Here is a 23,381-nt window from a genome sequence, read left to right on the forward strand (position 1 = left end):
ATTACATTGATATAATATTTGGTCATTATATCTCTGCAAGTGCTCACACAGATTGCTTGAATAAATTGTTAAAGAGCGTTGACCTTGACGCCTTGCGTCGTAGTCAGGCTGCGTATTATACGCAAACCAGTTTCGAAGTCAAGCACCTATCGATGCTTTATTCAGGCGGTTTAAAAAATAACCTAAGTCGTTTTTAAACACCTTACCTAGCGGCTGTTGCCGTGTCAGTGAGGTCGCATTATAGAGATCTTGACTTGCTTGGCAAGTTTTATATCAACTAATTAGTCAAGCCCCTTACTACGTACGATAATCACACATACCTAGATCGTTAAGTGTAAGTTTACAAAATCAAAACAAAAAAAAGGTGATTAATCATACGATAATCACCTTTCTATACTTTATATATTCATCTTCACAGAATAAGAGAACGTAAATAGTAACTATCTATGTCTGGATCTTATAACTCTGCTTCATCAGATTTAATTTGGCGTATATATAAGTACACAGTATGTTTTGAAATATTAAGTTTATCAGCAACCATATTGATTGCATCTTTAATATCAAAAATACCTTGTTGGTGCAGTGATATGACGATGTGCTTATTTTTAGCATTATTCGCGATATCAGTACGGTTATTAATATCAGTAATTGTTTCTTCTACTGAACGGTCGACCAATTCTTCAACCGTGGTAGCAAAGTTCTCAGAAGACAGTTCTGTTTCTCTTGCTTCAGGAGTAGGTAAAAGCTCCTGCACAAAATCAATAAACGATGCACCAATATTAATGTTAATACAAATTAAACCAATTGTTCTTTCTGAACGGTTTTTGATTGCGATCGTCATAGAACGCATCATTTGACCATCTTTAGTCTGCGTAAAGTACGCTTTTGAACATTGCTTATTTTGCGCCGATATATCTTGTAGCATCTTAAGTGCTAAATCGGTAATTGGTGATCCTTCAACACGACCTGTATTAAAACCATTTTCAATTTTAATAACAGAACGGTCTACACTCTCTAATGAATGCAGGATCACTTCACACTGTTTACCAAATAATGTCGCAATACCTTCAATTACGCCATCATAAGAGCGCAAAAGGCGGTGATCTTCATCTGTAAACACATATGAACTCGTCAATTCGTTCTCAATATTATCTAATTCAAGTAGCACAACTATCCCTCGTCTATAGTTAGGCCCATTTGGGTCGCAAAGTTAGCACAGCTAAACATTAAAAACCTTGAGCCTCATTCCATATATTATATTAAAATAAAATATCTACCCGATATTAATAACTGCGCAAGTAAAGCACATGAGCTATTTCATTGCCTGTTTTACATAAACATCAAAACGATTTTTCTTTGTTTCAATAGCCATGCTGGGTTCTGCATTGGCAATATATTCGGCATAATCAGGACGCTTAACCACGACACGCTTAGTCGCAACACGCATTGCAGGTGCAAACAAACCATCGGCATCTAAATCTGCACCAACTAATGATTGGAATACACGCATTTCTTTTTTAACTAACGCCGATTTTTTCTTATGCGGATACATAGGGTCGAGGTACACCACATCTGGAGCGATACCTAACACTTCTAATTCTGATAGGCTCGATGCAAATATTAACTTTAGTCGTGTGCCAATCCAGCTACCAATCTCTTCATCTTGTACGGCGCGCTTTAAACCATCTTCAAGTAATGCTGCAACAATAGGCGAACGTTCCAGCATGGTAACGTTACAACCTAATGATGCCAATACAAACGCATCACGACCTAAACCGGCAGTGCCATCCAATACTGACGGCGTCACGCCTGATTTTAAACCGACAGCTTTGGCAATCGCTTGCCCCTTACCACCACCGAATTTACGACGGTGATTAACAGCGCCACCAGCAAAATCAACATACACAGCGCCGAGCTTGGGTTCATCAAGTTTAAATAGCTCAAGTCCCTTATCAGAATAGAGCAATTGAAATTGAGCATCAGCCACAGGTTCAAGAGAGAATCCCCATTGTTTAGCAAGTGCTGCAATGTGATCAGAAAATAGTGAATCTGTTGTGATTATTTGTATGCTGTTCATGGTGGCCTGATAAGGTTAGGTTTAATTATTCGAGTACGAATGCCTATATTAGCAAAAAATACCAATACAACCTAAATTCAGTTGATGATTAGATAAAAGTGTTATTTAAAAGCACTTTCATTTTGCGTGATGAATTCCAATAATTCGTGCAGCGGTATTGGTCGACACAATAAGAAGCCTTGTGAGTAATCACATTTCTTTTCTTGTAAATAGTGTAGCTGTGCTTGGGTTTCGACGCCCTCAGTGACGACTTTCATCCCCAAGTTATGAACAATCGTAATAATACCATCGAGTAATAAGTTATCTTGTTGGTTATCTGGAATGTTAATAATAAAACTACGATCAATTTTAACGATATCGGCAGGTAAGCTACGTAAATAGTTTAATGACGAATAACCAGTCCCAAAATCATCGATAGCGATTTTGACTCCGGCTTGTTTTAACGCATTAATGCGCTGCATATACTGACCATCCATATCCATCAACAAACTTTCCGTTATCTCCATTGTCAGCGATGCATAAGGTAGGTTATGCGACGAGATCACTTTTAGCCATTCTGATGCCTGCATATCGACAGTCTTAAATTCTAGGCTTGAACGGTTCACGCTCATTTCAATGTAAGGGAAGCCAGCGTCATGCATGATTTTAAGATCACAACACGCCTGATCGAGTACATACTCACCCAGACTCTGAATCAAGCCACCTTCTTCAGCAAGCGGAATAAACTCGGCAGGAGAAATGAACCCTCTGTCCTTATGGTGCCAACGCACTAATGCTTCTAGTTTGTCTATTTTACCTGTCGCATTATCAATAATTGGTTGATAGTAAACGTCAAGATTACCGCGTTTGATCGCTTCAGCTAATTCGACAACGGTTTGATGTTTAAGGATCGCCGCGTCACTTAGTTCTTGAGTAAAAGTAACGCATTGATTACGCCCGTTTCGCTTTGCTTCAAATACAGCTTGCTCTGCACTTTGCATTAATGCTTCAACTGATAGACCATCTTCTGGGTACATCGTAATTCCGACTGACGCGGTCACATAGCGTTGTTGATTAGACAATTTATAAGCTTGTGCGAACACCCCTTGCAACTGCTTGGCGTATACTGCAGCTTGGCGTTTATTAAAGACATCAGGAATGATGAAGGCAAATTCATCACCGTCGATACGGGCAAGGAAATCACTGTCTCTACTGCGATATTTCAGTCGTTCTGTCGTTTCTTTTAATAAACGGTCACCCGCTTTAAAATCTTCTGAATTATTCACTGATTTAAAATCATCGAGATCGATATAAATAATGGCAAACTTTTCGTTATTTTTAGCTGACTTATCGATTATTTGATGCATTTCAGCACTAAAATATTGGCGATTAGGTAACCCAGTTAACGCATCAAAATTGGATTGCGTGATAATTTGCTGTTCGGTTTTTTTCTCTTCAGTCACATCCGAAAAAACAGCAAAGAAATATTTAAGTTTACCGCCTTCTCTAATACTTGATAGCGTCACTTGCTGAGCAAAAATATCGCCAGCACGGTTACGACTCCAGATGACACCTTTCCATTCATTGTGTTTCAGCAATGCCGCGGTTATATCATCATAAAACTGATCATCATGGACACCAGATCGTAATAAATCATGTGTACGACCGATTGCATTTTCAGCGTTATAACCGGTGATAACTTCAAATGCTGGATTAACATCGATAATCTTCTGATTGGCATCACATAACATGATCCCCTCAGCACTGTGTCTGTACACGCTTTCAATAATCGACAGACGTTGTCTATTATCTTGCTCTTCGGTGAGATCTTGAATGGTATTAATGAAATATTGAATTTTATTAATATCATTCCTAACCGCGGTGACCGTTAGTTTAGTCCATAAGATACTGCCATCGCGGTGACGGTAACGCGCATTAAGCGTGAAGTTATTGCGTTTGTTGGCATATATATCTTGATAGTATTCTTCAAACAATTCTTTATCGTCATCGAAATATAAGTTCAGGCTGCTGGTATTTAATCTGCCTTGCTCACGTAATTGATGAAAGTCTTCCAATCCATAACCAAACATTTTACATGCCTGCTTATTCACCCATTCAATTTCACGATTGGCATTTAATTTGACTAACCCTACAGGGGTTGTGGCTAGAATAGTTTCAAGAATACGCTCTTGTGCAGACGCTCGTTTTTTTGTTAATTCTTCCGCCGTGATGTCTTTACTAATACAGTCCAGTCGATATACCTGTCCCAATTCATCTACAATTGGGTAAATATCACTTTGAATGCGTTTTGAATTACCGAGTAATGTCGTGATGTTAAAAATACTGCGGATGGATGTAGCTGTTTTAGCGACCATCGCATGATGAAAATCACGTAATACCGATTTTTTATCCGTGTCATGTACTAATGCTAACAATGCTTCGAGTTTATCTATTTTCTTAACATCATTGGTTTCAATGATACTAGCAGCAGAATCGGAACATTCTAATTTATCCTGACTAAGATAATAGCTCCAACTACTTAACCGACCTTTAGCAATATTGTCTTTCAACCACAACGTATAAGCACTTAACTCAGCGTTAGCGTGACTATCAGTACAAGTAGTATCAGTATCAATGATTACAGGTAATGCTTTTATCTGTATCGGCTGAAGTTCTCTTTCTAAGAAACCTGAGACTAAACGAATTAAATTTAATTCCAGTTTATGTTTAGAAAGTTGGCGAGGAAAAAATGCCGATAATATACCAATGGGCTGGCCAGATGCATCATGTAAACGAATACCTAAATAGGCTTCAGCTTTCCACGCTTGCAACAATGCTTGTTCAGGAAATCGATGGGATAGACTCTGCTCATATTCAGCATAACCACGTTGGTATGTTGCAAAACAAGGCATGGATTTGAAATCAATAGCAAGGTTGCCATCTAATACGCCCTGCTGCAGACAAGATAAAACCGTCAACTCTAGAGATTGAGGACAAACAGTCGCGACATAAATAGTATCAATACGCAGTAATGTCGCTAGATTGGTGAGAAATAGATCAAGATTATTAACGTCTAGCGATGGTAGTGTATCAATTTTTATATCACTGTTTATATCACTAGGCGTGAGAGTATCGATCATAGATCCTATCCAGAATTTGATTTGTTTAGTTGCGGCAGATGGATATCAATTCAGTATTACCTAGCCCATTTAGAACTATGGTAATACTTTTGCACTAAAAAATCAGTGGTACATATCACGCAAAGAGAATACACAATTTACCACTGTTTTAAAATCAAAACTAAATTATAACCGCTATAACCTATCTGTTACGGCAAGTTATCCATCGCATTAACTGATACCAGAGTGATTTAATAATGCGAATGTGCTTGGTTTACGTCCGCGAAATTGCTCGAATAACGCCATAGGAGTATCACTACCGCCACGTTCTAGCACACAACTCATAAAGTCACGGCCAGTTTCAGCGTTAAAGATACCTTCTTCTTCAAAGCGCGAAAAGGCATCTGCTGATAATACTTCAGCCCATTTGTAGCTGTAATAACCTGCCGCATAACCACCAGCAAAGATGTGTGAAAAACCATTTTGGAAACGGTTAAACTCTGGGGCAGGTAGCACTGATACTTTTTCACGTACCGAATTTAATACCGATTGGATATTCGAACCTTGCGCAGGGTTGTATTCCATATGCATACGGAAATCAAACAAACTAAATTCAATTTGGCGTAGCATGCCCATCGCTGAATTAAAGTTTTTCGCCGCAAGCAGTTTCTCTAGCATTGCTTGAGGTAATGGCTCATCCGTTTCATGGTGCCCAGAAATAAAGGCTAGTGCCTCTTCTTGCCAACACCAGTTTTCCATAAACTGACTTGGTAGCTCAACGGCATCCCAAGGCACACCGTTAATACCAGACACAGCAGCAGGAATAACTTTCGTTAGCATATGGTGTAAGCCATGACCAAATTCATGGAACAATGTTGTCACTTCATTATGCGTAAACAGCGCAGGCATATCGCCAACTGGTTTATTGAAGTTACATGTTAAGTAAGCCACAGGCTTTTGCAGTTCGCCATCGGCTTTAATACGATGCGTTAGACAATCATTCATCCAAGCCCCGCCACGTTTATGTTCACGTGCATATAAATCAAGATAGAAACTACCGCGTAACTCGCCTTCTTCATCAAATATCTCGAAGAATCGCACATCGGTATGCCAAGACTCGGCACCTAGCTCTTCAATAATGTTAAGACCAAATAAACGTTTAACCACTTCAAACATGCCTTTGACAACTCGGTCTTCCGGGAAGTATGGACGCAGTTCTTCATCAGAAATTGTATACTTCGCTTGTTTTAGCTTTTCAGCATAAAACGTTAAATCCCACGCTTCTAAGTCTTTTGCCATGAAATTATCTTTAGCGAAGGCTTGGATCTCAGCTAATTCGACATCCGCTTGCGACACTGATTTATCAGCAAGGTCAGTTAAAAACTCAATCACTTGTTCTGGTGTTTCAGCCATTTTTGTCGCTAACGATTTTTCTGCAAAATTAGCAAAACCAAGTAATTCAGCAAGCTCGTGACGCAGAGCGATAATTTCAGCCATGATTGCGGTATTATCCCACTTACCGGCATTAGGACCAACATCGGATGCTCGTGTACAGAATGCTTCATACACTTCACGACGTAACTCTCTATTTTCAGAGTACATCATCACAGGTAGGTAGCTTGGGAAGTCTAACGTGAACAGATAACCTGTTAATGATTTGCTTTCTGCTGTTGCTTTTGCAGCGGCTTTTGCTGACTCAGGTAAACCAATCAGCAATGCTTCATCGGTGATCTCTTTTTGCCAACCTATCGTTGCATCCATAACATTGTTGCTAAATGTTGATGTCAGTTGTGATAAACGTTTCGTGATCTCGCCATAACGCTGTTTTTCATTATCGACTAAATCAATGCCCGATAATCTAAAATCACGTAGTGCATTGGTAAGTACTTTTTGCTGCGCTGTTGATAACCTTGCAAATTCATCACTGTCATGTAATTGCTGGTAAGCTAAAAATAACCCCTGGTTCTGTCCAACTTTCGTTGAATATTCAGACAACAATGGTAAGCAAGCATCATGTGCTTCACGTAACTCATCATTACTAACAACAGCATTCAAGTGACCAATAGGCGACCAAATACGACCTAACCTGTCATCACTTTCTTCTAAAGGCGCAACCAAGTTAGCCCAAGTGACTGCATCATCATTAGCTAATACGTTAACAATCGCCGCTTCACAATCAGTAATAGCTTGTGTTATTGCTGGTACGATATGCTCGGGTTTAATACTCGCGAACGGGGGCAAGCCAGTCATAGTCAAAAGTGGGTTAGTCATAGAGTCATCCTATTTATAATGATATTAATTAGTTAATGCGGCTATAAAATGATAATTTCAAGTATAGCGAGTAAATATCGACACGTGTCGGGTGCATCAGATTTAGCATTGATAGGTAAAAGTAATGACCGTGAATGGCTTTACCTACTAATAATATCTCTCAATTCAGTTTAAACTGTGTAATTAACTTTATTACAAAACAACAGCATGAACTTAGTCATATAATAAGCTCATCTTCTCAATTAAGGACTATGAATATGTCACAGCATTTTGATTATATTGCCATTGGTGGTGGTAGCGGCGGTATTGCATCTGCAAACAGAGCCTCAATGTACGGTAAAAAAGTTGCCATCATCGAAGCTAACGCACTAGGTGGTACTTGTGTGAATGTTGGTTGTGTTCCGAAAAAAGTAATGTGGCACGGCGCTCAAATCGCAGAAGCAATGCACCTTTATGCAAAAGACTATGGCTTTGATGTAGAAAACAAAGGCCTTGATTGGGGTAAATTAGTAGCGGCACGTGAAGCATATATTAGTCGTATTCATACTTCTTATGACAATGTTCTTGGTAATAACAAGGTAACAGTGATCAAAGGTTTCGCAACTTTTGAAGATAAAAACACAGTCAAAGTCAACGGCGAAACATACACTGCCGATCACATCCTGATTGCAACAGGTGGCGCGCCAACAATTCCAAACGTACCTGGTGCTGAACACGGTATCGATTCAAATGGTTTCTTTGAACTAACAGAACAGCCAAAACGTGTTGCTGTTATCGGCGCGGGTTACATTGCAGTTGAATTAGCCGGTGTATTACACGGCCTAGGCACTGAGACACATTTGTTCGTGCGTAAGGAATCGCCACTACGTAGCTTTGATCCTATGGTTATTGATACGCTTGTTGATGTAATGAATACCGAAGGTCCTACATTGCATACAAACTCAGTTCCAAAAGAAGTCGTAAAAGAAGCTGATGGTTCTATCACGCTACATCTTGAGAATGGTGAATCACAAAATGTTGATACGCTAATCTGGGCTATTGGTCGTCACCCTTCGACAGACAAGATTAACCTCGCTGCTACCGGTGTTGAAACGAATGATCGTGGTTACATCAAAGTAGATGAATTCCAAAACACCAATGTTGATGGTATCTACTGTGTTGGTGATATTATGGAAGGTGGTGTTGAATTAACTCCTGTTGCAGTTAAAGCAGGTCGTCAATTATCAGAACGTCTGTTTAACGGTAAAACAACGGCTAAAATGGATTACACACTGATCCCAACTGTTGTATTTAGCCACCCGCCAATCGGTACAATCGGTTTAACTGAACCAGAAGCGATTGCACAATATGGCGAAGAAAACGTGAAAGTATACCAGTCTGGTTTTACAGCTATGTATACAGCGATCACGTCAAACCGCCAACCTTGTAAAATGAAGCTAGTTTGCGCTGGTGAAAATGAAACGGTTGTTGGTCTACACGGTATTGGTTTTGCTGTGGACGAAATGATCCAAGGTTTTGGTGTTGCGATGAAAATGGGCGCAACGAAAGCGGATTTCGATAGCGTTGTCGCTATCCACCCAACAGGCTCAGAAGAGTTTGTAACAATGCGCTAAACCAAGCGTCTACTCTGATGTGCACAGCGATCACGTGCACATCAATTTCTCCCTTTAATTTCAATAATCCCTTAGATCTCACTATACAGATCACGAAACGCTTGTTTATTTGTTAAATACACACCAGAAATACTTAACATTAACGCAACAACTAGTTATATTATTGATGCCTTAGCATTAGGCACTTATCCATACTTCGACGCTAGCGACTCCTAACCATATTGATAAGGATATTTTTATGGGCACATTATTGCAGCCAATCACCTACTTGATTAGCCGATTATCATTCCAGAAAAAATTTGGTTTAGTGATTTTATTACTAACTACGCCCATTGTATTTTTCTCATCAACTATTATCTCGCAAACACAAAAAGATATCGCTTTTGCAGAGTCTGAATTACAAGGTTATGAATTACTTCAAGCCCTACCTGAAGTCGCCAATAAACTTATTGAATATCGCCATTTATTAAGCCTAGAAGTCGCAGAGCTCGGGCCTGGTGATGAAAACATCGCTCAAGCGCAAACCCTCGCAGAAAATACTTTTAATCAATATTATCGTGCTTATACTGCCGCGACAGGCTCACAGCTATCTGCATTTGATAAAATCACGACTGATTGGCAGCAATTAAAAGCGGACAGTGATTTTTTATTACCTGAAGAAATTTTTTACGCGGTTGATTTGATGCTAGAAAACCTGCGTATTGGTACGCGTGAAATCAATAGCGAAAGCAAGCTATTATTTGATTCACACCTGAGCAGCTACTACCTCATTAATTTGACTCAAACCCAATTACCTCGACTGCTCGACTTTACTTACCAAGTCACAGACAAAGCGGCAGAAACAGCTGCATTTGCTACATTCACCGCCACCAGCTTTGATGATTTAAGCCGCCGTATCGATCAGCTCAACATTATATTTTCCGCCACAAATAATGATGTGCAAGCGCTCCTAGCAATCAACTCAAACTATAATAATATTTTAACGCCACCACTTAATCAGATCAAAACGACGATGGCGACACTCGATGATTTATTGGATCGCCAATTAATTAATACCGTTTCTGCCGAGATAAAAATTGACCCTAATACCCTCTATCGTTTGGGAGATGAATTACAAGTCAATATTACGCGTTTATATGAGGTGGCTTTTAATACCTTAGGTAATGAAATAACCGTTCGCTTGAATGAGAAAAATAATGAGTTGAATGTGTTCTACGCGATCCTAATTATCTTATTCGTGGTTTGTGTGGTGATTTTATTAAGTATTTATATCTCGCTAACAGAAACCATCCGCAGTATTAGTCGCGTTGCACAAAATGTCTCTAATGGTGACCTGTCCGAGAACGTAAAAATTATTAGTCGTGATGAATTAGCCATTATCGCCCAACACTTTAACAGTACCATTGATGGCATGCGTACCTTAGTGAAACAACTCAATAGCAGTGCAGTCGATGTACATAGCTCAGTGCAAGACATTACCGATAAAACCAATTCAGCTGAAACAACCATTACTGCGCAGCAAACGGAAACCCATCAAATAGCCGCAGCAATCAAACTAATGGCAACAACATCAACAGACATGGCTGTGAATGCCAGTGATGCAACTGGCGCAACTCATGATGCTGAACGGGCGGTATTAGAAGGTAAGCAAGTTGTTGACCAAACAATTATCGCCATTAATGCCATTGCATCAGAAGTCGAAACATCAAGTCAGACGATTCAAAAACTGGAAAGTCATTGCGCCGATATTGGCGGCGTTGTCGAAGTGATCCGAAGTATTGCCGATCAAACTAATTTACTCGCGCTTAATGCCGCCATAGAAGCAGCAAGAGCCGGAGAGCAAGGCCGTGGTTTTGCCGTGGTCGCCGATGAAGTAAGAACGCTAGCCAGTCGCACTCAACAATCAACCAATGAAATTCAAGTGATGATTGAGCGCGTGCAATCTGGCGCGAAAGAATCCGTAAAAGTCATGGCCGTAGGCAGAGAGCAAGCCAACATGGGCGTGATGCAAGCCAAAGAGGCCTCTAATACTTTTGAAGCAATCACCCTATCCGTAGATAAAATAGTGGCCATTAATGACCAAATTGCTAGCGCGATTGAAGAGCAAAGCCTTGCTGCCGCAGAAATTGAACGTAATGTCAGTAATGTTTCAGCTGGCGCAGATTCAGCACGTTCAGTGGCGACAGGCGCAACACAATCAGCCCATAACCTGCTTTCCGTGGCAGATAAGTTAACTGAGGTTGCTGAGGAATATGCGTTTTAATCTCCCCGGTTAATCATTGCGATTGACCTCTTTTTTAAGCGCTATTTTAACCTCGATTTAAAGTCTGAGCATTAAATCACAAAGTGGCTTACACGGATATATTCGTGTTAAGCCACCCATTAATTATCTCAATATCAGTTATCCCGCATGAAATACTAGATCTGAATAAATTTGCCGATTACACTGCTAACACGCATTTACCTCCCTCTCAAAATTGGTACTCATGAAAAATCAAAAGAAAGCCATGCTGTTCGGTTTAATAACAGTACTACTCTGGTCCACGGTTGCCTCTGCATTTAAAATTACGCTTAGTCATTTTGAACCGATTCAAATGGTATTGATTGCCTCACTAACCAGTATCGTGTTGCTTACCTGTATAGCCTTTAAGCAGAAAAAAATGCACCTGCTTAAAAAATATTTCGTTAAGCAGCCACTATTTTATTTAACGCTCGGTGTGATTAACCCGTTCCTGTATTACTTGGTGTTATTTAAAGCCTATGACTTACTGCCAGCCTCTCAAGCACAAGCGCTAAACTACACTTGGGCAATTACGTTGACATTATTATCAGTGCCTTTTCTTGGCCAAAAAATCCGTAAAAAAGACTGGGTAGCGATACTATTCAGTTATACCGGCGCGTTAGTAATTGCGACTAAAGGCGATTTGTTAGGGCTTAATTTTGAGAGTCCACTCGGGGTCGCGTTTGCATTATTAAGCACACTCATTTGGGCAAGCTATTGGATCATTAATGCCAAGAATAATAATGATCCGATTGTGAGCTTATTGCTGGGATTTTTATTAAGCCTGCCCTTTACCCTCATCGCGACCGCGCTGCTGTCTGATTTCAACTTCAACTCTATCGAAGGTATTTTAGGGGCGGTTTATATCGGCTTATTTGAGATGGGCATTTCATTTGTATTATGGTTAATGGCGATTAAGTTAGCGACGAATACCGCACAGGTCAGTAATTTGATTTTCATCTCACCGTTTATCTCATTGTTCCTACTCAGCGCGATTGTCGGTGAAGAGATCCACCCTTCAACCTTTATCGGTTTAGTGACCATTATCGTTGGCTTAGTGATCCAACAAATCAACTGGCATAACAAGCGTCGTGTAGTGACTGAAAAATCATAACGATACGCTTAACCTGCTACGATTCACCTTCTACTCTTTACTTTATAAATGGGTGGCAGATCACCAAGTTAAACTAAGATCAGCCACCAGCAAAGATAAATAAAGCCGTAAATAATGACTTAATCACTATATAATTACTGAAAATATCACAATCCCCATTACCTCCTCTTGCATATCTAAACCCTAACAGGTTAATGTTTCAGTATTCTCTCTTTCTATAACCAGAACATGACCCCTATAAAACGCAGTACATCGCGTCAGGTAACATGACAAACCGGACAGCAAGATGCCTCAAGCAATAGAACTGAAATTAGCAGCAATACGCGCGCACATGAGTGCCGCGAACTTAGACGCCTTTATCGTACCGCGTGCAGATGAGTACCTTGGCGAATACGTGCCAGCACATAATGAGCGTCTATTATGGTGCAGTAACTTTACCGGTTCTGCTGGTACCGTGATCATTTTAAAAGATCGCGCAGCTATATTTACTGATGGTCGTTATACCATTCAAGTAAAACAACAAGTCAGCGGCGATTGTTTTGAGTTTTATCACCTTAATGAAGAACCACATGTGGCTTGGTTAAGTGAACAATTACCTGCAAATGCTAATGTCGGTTATGACGCTAAAGTACATAACTTAAATTGGCACAATGCCAGTGAAAAAACCTTAGCAGCAAAACAGATTAACTTAGTTGCTGTTGACCAAAATCCGATTGATTTAAGCTGGGCGGACAGACCGACGCCAACAGAAAATCTTGGTTTATTACTTGATGAAAAATACACAGGTCAATCAAGCCTAGAAAAACGTCAACAAATCGGTGCCGATATCGCGAAACAAGGTGCGGACGCCGTACTGATTAGCGCATTAGACTCGATTGCTTGGTTATTGAATATTCGTGGTAAAGACATTCACTGCTTCTGCGTTATTCTTGGCAGTGCGATATTACGTAAAGATGGTTCGATGTCGTTCTTTACGAACCCAGCAAAAATTCCAGCGGGTTTCCACGAACATGTGGGTACAGGCGTTGAAATTATCGAAGAAGCACAAGCAACAGCAACTTACCAGGCACTAGGTGAACAACAGCTAACAGTATTAGCCGATCCTGAGGCATCAAATGCTTTTAGCCAGTTAACAGCGCAACGTGCGGGCGCCACTTTAATTGCAGGCGATGATCCTGTTGCGTTACCAAGAGCGTGTAAAAATACCGTTGAATTGTCAGGTATGCGCGCATCACATATCCGTGACGGTGCTTCAGAAGTACGATTCCTTAACTGGTTACAACAAGAAGTCACAGCGGGTAATTTGCATGATGAAGGCTTCCTTTCTGACAAGCTAACCACTTTCCGAGCATCGAACGAACACTTCGTTGAATTAAGTTTTGATACGATTTCAGCTGCCGGTGGTAATGCAGCTATGTGCCATTACAATCATAATAATGGTGTGCCAGCACAACTGCCGATGGACAGTATCTACCTGTTCGACTCTGGTGCCCAGTACCTTGATGGGACAACGGATATTACCCGTACTGTTGCGATTGGTACACCGAGTGCAGAACATAAAAAAATGTTCACCTTGGTACTGAAAGGTCATATTGCCCTTGCTAACATGAAATTTCCAGCAGGCACGAACGGTGGGCAATTAGATTCATTAGCCCGTCAATTCTTATGGCAACAAGGTTATGACTACGACCACGGCACTGGCCATGGTGTGGGTTGTTTCCTAAATGTACACGAAGGTCCGCATCGCATTGGTAAAAACTCAAATAGTGTCGCATTACTACCTGGTATGGTGGTATCTAATGAACCGGGTTATTACAAACAAGATGAATACGGTATTCGTTGTGAGAACTTGATTTATGTTGTCGAGAAAGACAATGGCCACGATGGTAAAACGTTTTATGAGTTTGAAACATTAACCTTGGTTCCTTTTGATTTGCATCTCATAGATCAACAACTACTCTCACAAGATGAAGTAAACTGGATCAATGCATATCACGCCCAAGTACGTGACGCATTATCACCATTGTTAAGCGGTTCTGATTTACAGTGGTTATCTCAAGCTACACACGCTATTTAATTATTTTTCATGAGCCAATCTAAATGTTTAGATTGGCTCTGTATTGAAAGGAGTTGGCATGACCCAACCACAAATCGCTATTTTTAACGAACAAAGCCAAAGCTACCATCATTTAGAATATACTTTTAAAGAAGATGTTTACTTAGCGGATATTCAGCAAGCACTACAAGGTGCGTTAACGAAGCAAACTGACGATATTAATATCGTGATTGCCTTTGGCCGTAGCACCACGAATACGTTACTACCTGAACTGGAATTGCCGTTATTTAACGATTTTACCGAGATCGCCAGCTCACATGGTAAAAAAGCCTTGGCCTCTCAAGGTGATGTGATGTTTTGGATCCACAGTGACAATGCTAGCCATACATTAGAGCAAGCATTTCATATTCAAAAAATGCTGACTAAAATCGCCGACACGCAGCTCGATATATCAGGTTTTCAATATCACAAAAACCGTGACTTAATTGGTTTCGTTGATGGTACTGCGAATCCAAAAGAAGACGCGCGTCAATTAGCATCATTGATCCCAGAAGGACAATCTGGTGCGGGTGGTAGTTTTGTATTATCACAAAAATGGGTACATGATCTAAGCAGTTTCAATGCGATGCCAGTACCAGAGCAAGAGGCGGTTGTAGGCAGAACAAAAGAAGACGATATTGAATTATCAGGCGATGCCATGCCAGCGAATTCACACGTCAGCCGCACCGATGTATCGGGTATGAAAATCTATCGTCGCAGCTCGCCATATGGTAACGCATCGGAACACGGACTATACTTTTTAGCATTCGCATGTGATCAATTACGCTTCACCACGCAATTACAACGTATGTACGGAATTCCAGACGGCGTCACTGATAGATTGATTGATTATTCAGATGCGGTAACAGGATCATACTGGTTTGCCCCTTCTCAAACAGCACTAGATACATTAATGAATTAAAATGAGTTAATTTGCATTCAACTGGGAGCGATGATTATGTCGAACGTTATTTTATATATAGCAACAAGTTTAGACGGTTATATAGCAAAGCCAGACCATGACATATCATGGCTCTCACATGTCGATGTACAAGGTGAAGATTACGGTTATCAAACCTTCTTAGAAGGCGTTAGTGCCGTGATGATGGGTAATACTTCCTTTAAAGTAATTAAAGATTTTGGTGATTGGCCTTATGCCAATAAACAATGCTTTGTCGCCTCACATTCACCCGATATTATCCCCAATGATAACGTCACTTTTATTACCGACCCCGCTGCGACGATAACACAATTAAAAGCCACCAACGAAGGTAATATCTGGTTACTCGGTGGCGCTAATTTAGCAGACTCATTATTACGACTCGATCTTATTGATGAATTAATTATATCCACCATTCCAATCTTGCTCGGTAATGGTATTCGCTTATTTAACGCGCCACAACCAGCCCTTGATGTCACGGTCTTATCATCACAATGTTACCCATCTGGGTTGGTGCAAACACACTACAGAATAATCAAAAACAACTCGCACTAGCCTTATACTGGCTGATGCCGACAATGTGATTTCAGCGGCATCAGCTGATTTAAAGTCATTACCAATCCCCAACGAAATACGCGCTAGCGATAGTTTTCTTACATTGCCCGTTTATCTGCTGTTAAAATTAAAGTAATATTATGTTATTAATCGTTTTATTATAGAACGAATATTCTTTTCATGATCCAATGCCAAGTATAAGAGTCTTTACCCATGTCTAAATGGTTAACAGTTAGTGTGAGCATTATCTCTGCCGCCGCAGTCGGTTATTTCAATTTCTTCTATCAGCCACAGCGCGATCTCAATAGTGTGCAATTACCACTGCAACAAGACTGCCGAGTGAATGAACAAGCATGCCAAGTGCAACTCACACCAGAGCAAACAATTACCCTTTCTATCACGCCATTTAATGCCAAACCGATGACACCATTATCCGTTAACTTAAACGGCACTAAAATTGATAATGCCAGCGTAACGATTAATGGGGTTAACATGACGATGCCCGGCTTCCCTACCACACTCGATGCTGTCGATAAAAACACATATCAAGCCGAGACGGCACTGGCGATATGTATATTGGGTGAAATGCTTTGGCAGGCAGATCTCACCGTCACGGTTGCCGGCCAACCTTATTTAGTGCCTTTTCAATTTACTACTACGACTCATTAATTCAGGATGAACAAATGCAAAAATCAATAATGACGACCCTTATCGCTAGCGCTATTTTTTCTGCCTCGCCAACATTTGCAGCAGAGAAAATCAATCTGATGATCATGGATTCTTGGGTTCGTGCAGCACCACCATCTGCAAAAGTACAAGCGGCTTTTTTCACCGTGATGAATCACACCAATAAGCCTATAGTGATCACTGATGTTGAGGCGCAAGGTTTTGGTCGTAGTGAACTGCATTTATCAGGTAAAAAAGATGGCATGATGACAATGCAAAAACAGCAACAAGTCACCATCCCCGCCAATACCATGTTTCAATTCAAACCGGGCAGTTACCATGTAATGCTATTAGAACCAAACAAGATTGCAGCGCCAGGCGAGCTTGTTAATGTTTCATTTACGCTATTGAACGGTGAGAAAATCAGTGCTGAAATGCCAGTGAAACGTGATAACCGTAAAAATAAAATGGATCACGGCAACATGGACCACGGTAATATGGACCATTCTGATATGAAACATAACTAGTTTCGATAAAGGGATCTAAAATGAAAAAATCTAAGGCTATCATCGCTGCGGGTATTATCGGCCTTAGTGCACTCGGCGCTATCGTTGCCAATAATATGCAGCAGCCAAGTCTACCGACATTCACCACCGCATACGCGCAACCACACCAAGTCACCTTGCCAGAGTTCGCCCTCGGTGATAAACAAGAATTTACCAATGCACTGTTTAAAGATAAATGGTCATTAGTATTCTTTGGCTATGCCAGCTGCCCAGATGTTTGCCCGACAGAACTATACAATCTCAATAATGTCGCGGGAATCATGGCTGACGCGGGTAAAGTAATGCCACAAGTGGTGTTTATCTCGGTTGACCCACAGCGTGATAGCAATGAGATGCTGACAACTTACACGCACTTTTATAACGATGATTTTATCGGCATGACAGGCGCAAGCAGCGAGATAGATAAGTTAGTGGCTAGCTTTGGGGTTATTTATCAAAAAACATTTTTAGCCAATAACGGTAAATATGTTTCTGTACCTTATACAGCGCCAATACCGGAAGAGCAGCGTGAAAGTTACCTTATCAATCACTCATCTCGACTATACTTGGTTAATCCACAGGGCCAATATGTAGCGGCATTTGCACCGCCCCACAGCGCTAAAAAAATAGCGGAAGACCTGCTAAAACTATAAGTTCAGCGCTAACTTAGCACTGAATTAGGAACTAAATTAAAAATTAGTTAAGTGATTGGTAATTGCGTCGTATTTTTTAACCCTTCCATCGCAAAAGAAGAGGTGACATCGGTTAAACCATCGACGCAATTCACTAATCGTTTATAAAAAACATCAAACGCAGCCATGTCCTTTACTAGTACCTTCATCATGTAGTCGTATTCGCCCGCCATACGGTAAAATTCGATCACTTCAGCAAAATCATTCACGCTGACAACAAACTTCTTAAACCAGATATCACTGTGATTTTGAGTTTTGATATTAACAAAAGCCGTTAATGCAAGACCGAGCTTTTGCTCATTCAATAAAGCCACACGACGTAAAATATAACCACTGTCTTCTAAACGTTTTAACCGTTTCCAGCAAGGTGATACCGTCAAACTGACTTTGTCGGCTAGATCAGCAATTGACAGCGACGCATCACGCTGCAACAAATCTAAAATCAATTTATCCTTCGAATCTAACATAATGAAGTAAATCCTTTCTTTAAAAATACAATCATCAACATTCTAATTTCAAGTATAGTGCTTTCAACCATAGTACTCTCAACCACTCCACTATCAAACACAGGACTTGGGAAATAAGCTTAATAAGTAATAAAATAACACGATGAACAGTGCCTACTTCGCACTCTCAGCGCCATTAATTTGTAAATCCAGCATGTTACGTTATTGTACACCTAGAGGTGATAATAATGTTAACTACACGAAAATTTCTAATTGGCTTTTATCTAATCAGTTTGATCATTTTATCAAGCTGGATTTGGCGATCTGGTTATGCCAAATTGGTCACTCAAAGTAATCAACAATTAGATATTTTCACCGCTCACCTGCAAAGTCAATTACAACGCTTTAACGCGATACCTAAATTACTTTTTGATCAAAAGCTCGTCGTCGCCAGCTTACAAGATACCGACAACACAGCGCTAACAGAGAAAACCAACCGTTATTTAAAACACGTTAACAATACAATTGGCGCATCAGATACTTACCTACTTGATATTAACGGAACGACTATTGCAGCCAATAACTGGCGAGGAGAGCAAACCTTCATCGGTAAAAACTTTGCTTTTCGTCCTTATTTTCAGCAGGCAGTCAAAGGGCAGCAGGGACGTTATTTTGCCTTAGGTACCACATCAGGGCAAAGAGGTTATTATTTTTCTTCGCCAGTTATCTACGCCGGTAAAATAATCGGTGTGGTTGTGGTCAAAATGGATTTATCCAAGATCGAAAAAGAATGGACCGGAAAACAATCACACTTCATGGTTACCGATGATGACAATGTTATTTTCATCTCTAACACCGCGTCATGGTTACTACACAGCCTAACACCGCTGAATAGCGCTAAGCTGCAAAAAATAGCGGCCAGCCGCCGCTATGGCAATAAAACAATAGCGGCTCTCAATTTCTCAGGGCAACTACAAGAAAGTCCGACGTTACTGCAACTGAAAACGGCGAAGCCATTCGTCACAAATTATTTATCGATAAGTAAGTCGATGCCGACAGCAGGCTGGACAGTACGTGTATTTACCCCCCTAACCGCTATTTTTATCGATATGGCCATTGGCCTAGTATTACTGTCACTGGTTTTTTGGTTACTCAATTTACGCTTAAAATTATCGATGCATAAACATCAGCGAGCCAAAGACAAAGAACTGCTTCGCATTAAAACAAAATACAAACTTAAACAAGAAGTAAAACGACGTACTGCCGATCTGAATAATGAAATCATTGAACGCCAAAAAATGGAGCAAACCCTACGCGACACACAAAAAGAATTAATTCAAACCGCAAAGCTCGCGGTATTGGGTCAGCTATCAGCCAGTATTAGTCATGAGTTAAATAATCCCCTCGCAGCTATTCGAAGTTATGCAGATAACGCCTTGGTATTCTTACAACGCGAACAATATCAATCTACCGATGATAACTTGCAACGCATTATTCATTTAACCGAACGCATGGCAAAAATAAGCTCGCAACTAAAGTTTTTTGCCCGTAAATCCAGTGGTGAATTACACCCAGTGCCATTACTCAATGTGATAAATATGGCTATCGAGTTAGTCAGACCGCAATTAAAAAATCATCAAGTGGCTATCACCCTTGATGATGCCAATATTGAAGTACTGGTTAATGTCGACCAGGTGCAATTAGAACAAGTGCTGGTGAACTTACTATCCAATGCGATGCAAGCGGTCGAAGAGTCTAGTGACAAACATATTCATGTGTCTTTATGTCGCGACCAACAGCAGGTCATTGTTCAAGTTGACGATTCTGGCGCAGGGATCAGCAAAGAAAATTTGTCACAACTGTTTGACCCATTTTTCACCACTAAAGAAACAGGTTTAGGGCTGGGTTTATCTATTTCGCACAAAATAATGCGTAACATGCAGGGTAATATTACCGCGGAGAATAGGCCTAACGCTGGCGCGAGATTCAGCCTTAGTTTACCGTTGGCGATGGTACCGACAGCGACCACTTCAACAACGACGATCCCTGCAACGACAACGCCAGGGAAAATATACCCGCAGCGAAAACAATAGCGCCAGTATCAAATAATAACGAAGTAATACAGCCAGTAGTACGAGAGCATAATAAAATCATAGGATAAATAATGAGTCAGGTTTTTTTTATTGATGACGAAAAAGATTTACGGTTCGCTAATCAGCAAACTTTAGAGCTGGCAGGGATCAGCGTAACTTGTTTTGCCGATGCAGAAACCGCATTGGCTCAGCTCGCCATCGAAACGCCGCTAGTGGTGATCACAGATATTCGCTTACCGGGTTTGTGTGGCCACCAATTACTACTAAAGCTAATGCAACAAGACCCTAGCCTACCCGTTATTTTAATCACTGGTCACGGTGATATTTCTCTCGCCGTACAAGCGATGCGCGATGGCGCTTATGATTTTATTGAAAAGCCATTTGCCTCAGTTAGACTCACAGAGTCAGTCAAGCGTGCTATCGAAAAGCGCTTGTTAACCGAAGAAAACAAAACCTTAAAAAAAGCGCTACAGGCCAAAGAAACACTTGGGCCACGGATCATTGGCACAACTAAATCCATTATTGAATTACGAGAAATGATCAGTCATATTGCCGATACCCCTGCTGATATTTTATTGTTCGGTGAAACAGGGACAGGTAAAGAGCTAGTTGCGCGATCCTTACATGAACAAAGTAGTCGTCGGACACATAATTTTGTCGCCATCAACTGCGGCGCAGTGCCTGAAAACTTAATTGAAAGTGAATTATTTGGCCATGAAAAAGGCGCATTTTCAGGCGCATCTGAACGACGTATTGGTAAATTTGAATTCGCTCAAGGTGGTACTTTATTTCTTGATGAAATCGAATCAATGCCTATGCAAGCGCAGATTAAACTGCTACGTATTTTGCAGGAAAGAACACTCGAGCGCGTCGGTTCTAATAAAGAGATACCTTTAGATATTCGTATTATTGCCGCTACCAAAGTCGATTTAACCCAAGCTGCTGTCGAAGGTACATTTCGCCAAGACCTTTATTATCGTCTCAATATCGTCACCCTCAACTTACCGCCCCTGCGCCAACGCTTCGATGATATTCAAAGTCTGTTCCACCACTTCTTATTAGTCTCTGCCGCGCGATATTGTAAAGCAGTGCCAGCCTTACCACTTCAGGATGTGCAGACATTGCTTGCCCATGACTGGCCAGGTAATGTACGTGAATTACGAAACGCAGCTGAACGTTATATATTATTGGGGAAACTGACCGGCCTTAACTCGTCTAATGAGGCACAAGCAAGCCTAACGCAAAATTTATCAGAGCAAGTTGAAGCATTCGAAAAAATCCTCATTGAGCAAGCGCTAACAAGCTGCAATGGCAGTATTAAAGACACCATGCATCAGCTCAATCTAGCGCGTAAAACCTTGTATGACAAAATGCAGAAACATCAAATAGACAAACAAGCCTTTAAAGAGCAACCGCTGAAATAACGTTTATTGAAACAAACTAAACAACTAAAAATGGTCAGCATATGCTGACCATTTTGGTGTCGTCGTATTAATTTTTTGTCATATCACTTTATAACGTAAGTACGTATTAACGAATGATCAATTCAGGTCCCATCATCAAGGTTGGTAACCAGGTTGATACCCAAGGCACATACGTCACTATCATCAAGAACACCAACATCAACGCAACCCATGGCATAACCGCTTTCACCACTTGTAACATCGACATATGCGCGACGCCAGAAGTCACAAATAGATTCAAGCCAACCGGCGGTGTGATCATACCAATCTCCATATTCACCACCATGATGATACCAAGATGGATAGGATCAATACCCAATTCTAACGCAATCGGAAATACTAACGGTGCGACAATAATCAACAGCCCTGATGGTTCCATAAACTGGCCACCAATCAACAGCAATACATTCACCACAATCAAAAATGCGATGGGCCCAAGACCTGCACTTAACATGGCTTCAGTGATCATCTGTGGTATACGCTCTTCAGTTAACACATGTTTTAGAATTAAGGCGTTGGCAACAATGAACAGCAACATGATCGTCATTTTACCGGCATCAAATAAGCTTTTCTTGGTATCGGGATGGCATAACACATGAAATGATTTAACAATGACAGATTGAGTACTTTTCTTATCTGCAAAAGGGCCCATATCTTTATACACAAAGTTAGCAATCACAAACGCATAAACTGCAGCAACTGCGGCCGCTTCTGTCGGTGTAAAGATACCACCATAAATACCGCCAAGGATAATGACAATTAGCATTAATCCCCATGATGCATCCCGGGCAGAACGGAAAACTTCACTCCAACCTACAAACGGTTGTGCAGGCAGTTTCTTCACTTTTGCGGTAATTAAAATAGCAATAATCAACATCAGTCCCGCTAATGTGCCAGGCACCACACCTGCCAAGAACATGCGCCCAACAGAGACATCTGTAGCAGCAGCATATACTACCATTACGATCGAAGGCGGGATTAGGATACCCAAGGTCCCCGCATTACAAATAACCCCAGCAGCAAACTCCTTGCTGTAACCATTCTTAACCATACCGGCAATCACTAAACTGCCGATAGCGACAACCGTTGCAGGTGATGAACCAGACAATGCTGCGAACATCATACACGCCACCACTGAAGCAATCGCTAAACCGCCAGGGAACCAACCCACGATAGCGACAGCGAAACGAATGATGCGCTGAGCAACACCACCAGTGGACATAAAAGTCGAGGCCAAAATGAAAAATGGGATCGCCAATAAGGTGTAATGCCCAGCAAACGCATTAAATAGCGTTTGCGCGACAGAGGCTAAACTGGCATCTGAACTAGCCAGTAAAAACAAAATACTGGATAAACCAAGTGATACCGCGATTGGCACGCCGAACATCATGAACCCGATGATCATCAATAACAATATACCTAAAACCATAAC

General features: G+C 40.9%; 18 protein-coding genes. 12 read left to right on the top strand and 6 right to left on the bottom strand.

The genetic code is table 11. The features are described from left to right. Positions 1 to 197: hypothetical protein (locus tag JFU56_RS22905; protein ID WP_206759251.1), on the top strand; the 197-nt coding region annotated here is incomplete at its 5' end. Positions 198 to 457: 260 nt separating this feature from the next. Here JFU56_RS22905 and JFU56_RS19810 read toward each other — a convergent pair. The 4 genes from JFU56_RS19810 to prlC all read right to left on the bottom strand — a co-directional run bounded on the left by JFU56_RS19810 (position 458) and on the right by prlC (position 7,446). Further along, on the bottom strand, positions 458 to 1,168 hold the full coding sequence (locus JFU56_RS19810; RefSeq protein ID WP_019442501.1) for a transcriptional regulator: 711 nt from the start codon (positions 1,166 to 1,168) through the stop codon (positions 458 to 460). A gap of 144 nt (positions 1,169 to 1,312) precedes the next feature. Then, entirely contained in the window at positions 1,313 to 2,077 is a 765-nt protein-coding gene (locus tag JFU56_RS19815; protein WP_242066037.1) for a class I SAM-dependent methyltransferase, read from the bottom strand. 101 nt (positions 2,078 to 2,178) lie between these two features. Continuing rightward, positions 2,179 to 5,196, bottom strand: a complete 3,018-nt coding sequence (locus tag JFU56_RS19820) for an EAL domain-containing protein (RefSeq protein ID WP_198438986.1) — start codon at positions 5,194 to 5,196, stop codon at positions 2,179 to 2,181. A gap of 210 nt (positions 5,197 to 5,406) precedes the next feature. Continuing rightward, positions 5,407 to 7,446 carry an oligopeptidase A gene (gene prlC / locus JFU56_RS19825; protein WP_198438987.1) on the bottom strand — a complete coding sequence of 680 codons (2,040 nt, stop codon included), beginning with the start codon at positions 7,444 to 7,446 and terminating at the stop codon, positions 5,407 to 5,409. 257 nt (positions 7,447 to 7,703) lie between these two features. Here prlC and gorA point away from each other — a divergent pair, with 257 nt between their 5' ends. From gorA to JFU56_RS19870, 9 genes are all read left to right on the top strand, one after another. Beyond that, complete coding sequence (gorA, locus tag JFU56_RS19830) at positions 7,704 to 9,059, top strand: glutathione-disulfide reductase (RefSeq protein ID WP_198438988.1); 1,356 nt, start codon at positions 7,704 to 7,706, stop codon at positions 9,057 to 9,059. Between the two features lie 238 nt (positions 9,060 to 9,297). Further along, complete coding sequence (locus tag JFU56_RS19835) at positions 9,298 to 11,322, top strand: methyl-accepting chemotaxis protein (RefSeq protein ID WP_198438989.1); 2,025 nt, start codon at positions 9,298 to 9,300, stop codon at positions 11,320 to 11,322. A 223-nt stretch (positions 11,323 to 11,545) separates the two neighbouring features. Beyond that, positions 11,546 to 12,454 (top strand): DMT family transporter, encoded by a 909-nt coding sequence (locus tag JFU56_RS19840; protein WP_198438990.1) that lies wholly within the window; start codon positions 11,546 to 11,548, stop codon positions 12,452 to 12,454. 286 nt (positions 12,455 to 12,740) lie between these two features. Then, positions 12,741 to 14,531 (top strand): aminopeptidase P family protein, encoded by a 1,791-nt coding sequence (locus tag JFU56_RS19845; protein ID WP_198438991.1) that lies wholly within the window; start codon positions 12,741 to 12,743, stop codon positions 14,529 to 14,531. Between the two features lie 58 nt (positions 14,532 to 14,589). Then, a complete protein-coding gene (locus tag JFU56_RS19850) occupies positions 14,590 to 15,471 on the top strand; it encodes a Dyp-type peroxidase (RefSeq protein WP_198438992.1) in 882 nt (293 codons plus the stop codon). Between the two features lie 36 nt (positions 15,472 to 15,507). After that, the gene (locus JFU56_RS19855; protein ID WP_198438993.1) at positions 15,508 to 16,044 is read left to right on the top strand and encodes a dihydrofolate reductase family protein; all 537 of its coding nucleotides are present in this window, start codon (positions 15,508 to 15,510) and stop codon (positions 16,042 to 16,044) included. Between the two features lie 213 nt (positions 16,045 to 16,257). After that, complete coding sequence (locus JFU56_RS19860) at positions 16,258 to 16,713, top strand: hypothetical protein (protein ID WP_198438994.1); 456 nt, start codon at positions 16,258 to 16,260, stop codon at positions 16,711 to 16,713. A gap of 14 nt (positions 16,714 to 16,727) precedes the next feature. Then, positions 16,728 to 17,237, top strand: coding sequence for a copper chaperone PCu(A)C (locus JFU56_RS19865; protein WP_198438995.1), 510 nt, complete (start codon positions 16,728 to 16,730; stop codon positions 17,235 to 17,237). Between the two features lie 20 nt (positions 17,238 to 17,257). After that, positions 17,258 to 17,908 (top strand): SCO family protein, encoded by a 651-nt coding sequence (locus JFU56_RS19870; RefSeq protein WP_198438996.1) that lies wholly within the window; start codon positions 17,258 to 17,260, stop codon positions 17,906 to 17,908. Positions 17,909 to 17,955: 47 nt separating this feature from the next. Here JFU56_RS19870 and JFU56_RS19875 read toward each other — a convergent pair whose 3' ends face one another. Continuing rightward, positions 17,956 to 18,414 carry an Lrp/AsnC family transcriptional regulator gene (locus JFU56_RS19875; RefSeq protein WP_198438997.1) on the bottom strand — a complete coding sequence of 153 codons (459 nt, stop codon included), beginning with the start codon at positions 18,412 to 18,414 and terminating at the stop codon, positions 17,956 to 17,958. 227 nt (positions 18,415 to 18,641) lie between these two features. On the opposite strand from JFU56_RS19875, the gene JFU56_RS19880 reads away from it, so the two are divergent. Further along, positions 18,642 to 20,486, top strand: coding sequence for an ATP-binding protein (locus JFU56_RS19880; RefSeq protein WP_198438998.1), 1,845 nt, complete (start codon positions 18,642 to 18,644; stop codon positions 20,484 to 20,486). A gap of 71 nt (positions 20,487 to 20,557) precedes the next feature. Next, positions 20,558 to 21,910: a sigma-54 dependent transcriptional regulator gene (locus JFU56_RS19885; RefSeq protein WP_198438999.1), complete on the top strand. Its 1,353-nt coding sequence runs from the start codon at positions 20,558 to 20,560 to the stop codon at positions 21,908 to 21,910. Between the two features lie 106 nt (positions 21,911 to 22,016). On the opposite strand, the gene JFU56_RS19890 is transcribed toward JFU56_RS19885, so the two are convergent. Next, positions 22,017 to 23,378: a TRAP transporter large permease gene (locus JFU56_RS19890; RefSeq protein WP_198439000.1), complete on the bottom strand. Its 1,362-nt coding sequence runs from the start codon at positions 23,376 to 23,378 to the stop codon at positions 22,017 to 22,019. Positions 23,379 to 23,381: the final 3 nt, after the last annotated feature.

Source organism: Moritella sp. F3 (assembly GCF_015082335.1).
Taxonomy (GTDB): Bacteria; Pseudomonadota; Gammaproteobacteria; order Enterobacterales; family Moritellaceae; genus Moritella.